Annotated in this window: 5 protein-coding genes; 4 read left to right on the top strand and 1 reads right to left on the bottom strand. The window is 70.5% G+C overall.

Annotation, left to right across the window (positions count from 1 at the left end):
• The coding region (locus tag VF665_RS25865; protein WP_349263108.1) for an EVE domain-containing protein at window positions 1-139 on the bottom strand (139 nt) is incomplete at its 3' end.
• 504 nt (window positions 140-643) lie between these two features.
• Here VF665_RS25865 and VF665_RS06760 point away from each other — a divergent pair.
• The 4 genes from VF665_RS06760 to VF665_RS06745 form a co-directional block, all read left to right on the top strand.
• Complete coding sequence (locus VF665_RS06760) at window positions 644-1726, top strand: hypothetical protein (protein ID WP_331052649.1); 1083 nt, start codon at window positions 644-646, stop codon at window positions 1724-1726.
• A gap of 202 nt (window positions 1727-1928) precedes the next feature.
• Window positions 1929-3074, top strand: coding sequence for a hypothetical protein (locus tag VF665_RS06755; protein ID WP_331052648.1), 1146 nt, complete (start codon window positions 1929-1931; stop codon window positions 3072-3074).
• Window positions 3075-3243: 169 nt separating this feature from the next.
• The gene (locus VF665_RS06750; RefSeq protein ID WP_331052647.1) at window positions 3244-4011 is read left to right on the top strand and encodes a thioesterase II family protein; all 768 of its coding nucleotides are present in this window, start codon (window positions 3244-3246) and stop codon (window positions 4009-4011) included.
• 451 nt (window positions 4012-4462) lie between these two features.
• On the top strand, window positions 4463-5258 hold a 796-nt coding region (locus VF665_RS06745; RefSeq protein ID WP_331052646.1), incomplete at its 3' end, for an AMP-binding protein.

The raw sequence follows: 5258 nt of genomic DNA, 5'->3' as shown, positions 1-5258 counted from the left end.
GCCGGGCATCGTCGCGCATGTAGTTGCGCGCCTGGTAGTTGCGCACGCCCTCCCACGAGGTGCTGCCGTCCCGCTGCAGGTCGTGGATGGAGTACACGTCGGGTTCGCTCTTCAACAGCCAGTTGCGCGGCATCGTCATCGGGATCGGGAAGGGGTCTGATTCGCCCGGCGGCATCATCGCGCGGCGCGGCCCGGCTGGCAAGCATGGTTCAATCGGCCATCACTCGTCGATGTCGCGGCTGCGGGGCGCGGCGGGCAGGCACCCCAGCCGATCCCATCGACCGGCTACGAAGAAGCCCGGCTCTCGCGCTGATGGGGCGTAGAACAGCAGCCTTGTCCCGCCGTATTCCGCCTCTTATTGTTATCTGCCATTCTTTCATTGTCCCCTGAGGTGTCGGTGAGCCATGCGCCACAGAACCATGCCCATCGCGGTCCTCCTCGCGTCCGCGCTCCGCACCGACAGCTCGCTGCAGGGGCAGGAGAGCGACACGCCCTACGTGCAGGATGAGATGGTGCCCTGCTGGCTGGCATGCGTGACCCCGTACGGCGGAGAGACCCGAAACATCAACGGGCGCATATACCGACTCGCCAATTGCTACCTGATTGCGCCGGGACTCTGCGAATGCATTTGGGTGTGGCCGTGATGGCTTCGGTCCGCCGCTCAGGGTGTTCCGCGCCGCTGGTGGTGATTGCAGCGCTGTTCGGCATCGGGTGCGGGAACGACGGCCCGCGCGAGGGCGATGCGCACCTGCTGCGGGCCCGCGGGCGCCACCTGCTGGATATCGTGGCCGCCCCTTCGCCCAATCCGGACACGAACTTCTCGCTCGTACTGTCCGGCCGCGTCAGCGAAAGCGGCAAGCATGTGCTGCTCGTAGACATGCGTCCGCCTTACCTGCGCGTGTACAGGCGCTCGGGCGAGCTCCGCTCGGCATTTCTGCGGCGGGGCCGGGGACCCGCGGAGTCGCGGGGGGTGATGGGGGTGGCCGTGGCTGGAGACTCGCTGATCCTCGTGGCGGACATCGACGGGCGGGTACGTACCTTTGACCTGGATGGTCACCTTCGGCAGAACCTGCCCGAGTTTCCCTTCGGCGTCATCTCCGCGACTACGGCGTGCCCCGGAGAGTGGCTGCTGTATGGCGCCCGTTTCAGCGCAGACGGACGCTCCGCTCAGTGGCTGCACCGCCTGCCCATCGGAGCCGGGCCGGAATCGCTGGCGGGCGTGTTCGCGGAGCCGGTTTCATCTACCGAGCCCAGAACAGCCATGGCGAACGGGTTGGTAGCCACGCGTAGCGGGGTGGCGCTCTGGCATCATCTGGGGCCTGCACCCGCGCTGGTGACGTGGCACTGCGGGGCCGCATCCGCGAGCTTCGGGGCCATCGATGATGGCGCGACGCCCCCGCCACCTCCGCGGAAAATTCCGGGCGGGATTGTAACGGCCACCACGCCGGGGAGCCACCTGCGCGGTGGGCTGGCCGGCGCGGCCGGGGCGCTCTTCAAATCAGAGTTCGTCAACGCGACCGCCAAGGTGCCCGAGTATTCGGAAGTCGCGGCCGTGGCGGCCAGGCGAAATACACCTGTGCGGCTGCCAGGTTGGATCGTTCTGCTGGACAGCCGGCCGGGAGTGGGCGTTCTGATGCAGGTCTATCGGGGGGAGGAGCAGCGCATCATTCTGCTCTCCGAGCGTGACTTCCTGGCGCTGGCAGGCGGGGAGGGCGGGAGGCCGTAGGGGCCCTCGTCGGAGGAAACTGCGCACGGCTGCCCCGTTGGGCGGCCGTTCGTGCTTTCGTCACTCGCGTGCAGCCCGCCCACGCTTGTGCGCGCGGGGCGGCGGGTCTAAGGTTCCGCCCATTCTCCCGTCCGCCGCTCCGGCCGGCCCTCTGCGCCGGGGAGTCTTCGGCAGTGACTCCAACCCGCCAAACCCCGGGCTGATGAGCAGAGCGCTGTACCCGCACTTTCTTCATGGATCTGTCCGCCGGTCCGCATCCATCGCGACCGCCGTGCGACGCGCGGGCCACGCGGCGCTCGGCGCCGTGCTCGTGGTGGCGGCTTCCGCGTGCGGACGCGACGCTCCGCCCACGGGCGGAGCGGCCGGGGTGCTGGGCGATCCGTCGCGGCACCTGGTGGCGATCACGGCGGGGCCGTCCAGAGAGCCCCGTACCAACTACAGCCTGGTGCTTTCCGGCCGGGTGAGCGCGAGCGGCCGGCACGTGGCGCTGGTGGATCTGCGCGCCCCCTACGTCCGCGTGTACCGCCGCGACGGCCAACTGCGCTCCGCCTTTCTGAAGGACGGGCGTGGTCCCGCCGAGGCGCGCGGGGTGGCGGCCATTGCGCTGGGCGGCGACTCGCTGGTGCTGGTGGCCGACATCGACGGGCGGGTGCGCACCTTTGACCTGGACGGACGGCTGCGGCAGGACGTGCCCGACCTGCCCCTTTCCGTGGTCTCGGCCACGAGCGCGTGCCCGGGCGAGTGGCTGCTGTACGGCGCGCGGGTTGGCGCGGACCGCAAGTTTGCGCGCTGGCTGCACCGGCTGCGCATCGGCGCGGGCGGGGTGAGCGTCAGCAGCATGCTGGAAGAGCCATTCAACGCCGCCCAGCCGCGCCGCGGGCCGGCGGGCGTGCTGGTGAGCACCCCGGGAGGCGCCGCGCTCTGGCACGGGCTGGGAGGCGCTCCCAGACTGGCCACGTGGACGTGCGGCGCGGAATCCCCCGTGCTGGCGCCCATCGACGACCACGTCCCGCCGCCCTCCGCGCCGGGCGCGGGAGGCACCACGACGGAGGCTGTACAGCCGGGAACGCGCATGCGGGCCGGGCTGGCCGCCGCGCGGGGCGCGCTGTATAAGGCGGAAATCGTGAGTGCCCAGGCGGGCAGCCCGGAGCACGCCGAACTCGCCGCCGTCCGCCCGGGGTCCGCCGCCGCGCGGCTTCCCGGCTCGGTGCTGCTGCTGGACAGCCGCCCGGGCGTCGGTGTGCTGGTGCAGGTGTTTCAGGGGCAGACGCAACGCGTTCTGCTGATTTCCGAGCAGGACTTCCTCACCCTCACCTTGCAGGGGCAAGCGAAGGAGCCGCGCGACTGATCTGACCGCCACGGGATTGGACGACGGCCGCCGCTCTCCGGCGGCCGTTTTCTGTTTACAGCGTAAAATATATGTCCCGTGGGTAACCTGACCCTGTACCCCGGTCCTCTTCCGGGTTACTTTCTGCGCTCTTGGTGGCGGTTTAGGAGTGTACAGAGAGCGAGCGGGGATGAACACGATGGATCGGTGGATTGCGCGCCCGCGGCCCAACCCGCGGGCGCGGCTGCGTCTGTTCTGCCTTGCGCACGCGGGCGGAGGCGCGTCGGCGTTCCGCGGATGGGCGGACGTGCTTCCGCCCGAGGTGGAGGTGTGCCCGGTGCAGCTCCCCGGACGGGAGAACCGCCTCGCGGAGCCCGCCATCATGCGCATGGAGCCGCTGGTGGAGGCGCTTTCCTCGGCGGTGCGGCCGTACCTGGACCTGCCGTTCGCCCTGTTCGGGCACAGCAACGGCGCGCTGATCGGGTTTGAGCTCGCGCGGCGGCTGCGGGAGCAAGGGCGCGCCGGCCCCGTGCACCTGTTTGCCTCCGGACGCCGCGCGCCGGATTGCGCCAGCGGCCGCGCGCCCACCAGCCACCTTCCCGACGACGAGTTTCTGGACGACCTGCGCCAGCTGGGCGGGCTTCCCGACGCGCTGCTTCAGCACCGTGAACTGGTGGCGCTTCTGCTCCCCACCCTGCGCGCGGACGTGGCGCTGAACGAGTCGTACGCGTTCGCCGAGGGGGAGCCGCTGGCCTGCCCCATCACCGCCTACGCCGGCGCGGCTGACGGCAAGGTGTCGGCGGAGCAGGTGCAGGCGTGGGGGCGCCACACGCGCGGCCCGTTCACCGTCCGCACCTTTCCCGGCGGGCACTTCTTTCTGCAGGAGGCGCGCGCCGAATTCCTTCGTGTGCTGAGCGCCGACCTCGCCGCCGCCGCCCGGGATCTCCGCGCGGACTGACTCCAACCACCCGGCAACTCCGTCTGTTTCTGCAAAGAGACGCATTCCGTGCGTGTGTCTCCCGCCGGCCCGTACCCTCTCTTTCGCGCTTTCACGGGAAAACAGGTGCGCGGCTGTGCACTCCGGCCACTGGCGGCTGACGCATGCCGTGCGTCCGGGGCGGGCGCATCCGGAACGCCGTGTATACGGAAAAGTGAGCAACGGCGACACTGTCCACGCTGTTTCACTTACGCGACGATCACGCAATCTGAAACATGACCCTACTTTTTCCGCCCAGAAAGCATTACATTCTCCCCTCGCCGATGGGGGAGGGAACCCGTCGGATTCTCGTATCCAGCTCTGCTGCCGACAGTCGTTGCAGGCGCGGTTGTGATGGCGCTTACGGAGCGCATCGTTTTGGCGATGGCCTGCCCGCGGCCGCGTCCTTTCCGGCTTCCCACTCCCTGATCCGATGATCGCCGTTTCCGGATTTCGCCCCCTCGGCGGCCCCTTTGCGGTCCGCCCGCTTTCGTCTCCGGCCCCCGCCGGCGGATGGAGCGGCGGCGTGCACCGGCGCATCGAGGCCGCGGCCCAGGCGGCGCCCGGCGCCCCGGCCGCCCTGCTGGGCGACGCGGCACTCTCGTACGGCGAGCTGAACGCGCGTGCCAACGGGCTCGCGCGGCGGCTGCTGGCCGCGGGCGTGGGCGCGGACGCGCGGGTGGGGATCGTGATGGAGCGCGGGCCGGAACTGGCCTTGGCCCTGCTGGCCGTGCTCAAGGCCGGTGCCGCCTACGTTCCCGTGGACCCGGACTCACCGGAGGACCGCACCCGCTTTCTGCTGGCGGACTCCGGCGCGGCCCTGGTGCTGACAGACGCGGCGGCGCGCGCGCGCGTCCCCGAAGGCACCCTTCCCGTCATCGTCGTTACGGTGAACGACGCGCCGGCGGACGCGGGCGACCTGCCGGGGGACGCGGAGCCGGACGCGCTGGCATACGTCATCTACACCTCCGGAACCACTGGGCGGCCCAAGGGCGTCGGGGTGACGCACCGTGCGCTGGACACGCACTGCGCCACCGTCATCGGCCTGTACGGCCTCACCGCGGCGGACCGCGTGGCGCAGGTGGCGTCGCTGGGGTTCGACATCAGCGTGGAGGAGATCATCCCCACCTGGGCGGCGGGAGCGGCGGTGGTGTTCCGTCCCGCGCACCTGTCGGCGTACGGCGCCGCGTTCCACCGGTGGCTGCAAGGCAACGGCGTCACCCTGCTGA

Origin of the sequence: Longimicrobium sp. (assembly GCF_036387355.1) — a bacterium.
Taxonomy (GTDB): Bacteria; Gemmatimonadota; Gemmatimonadetes; order Longimicrobiales; family Longimicrobiaceae; genus Longimicrobium.
This window is presented reverse-complemented; position numbering and strand designations above follow the sequence as displayed.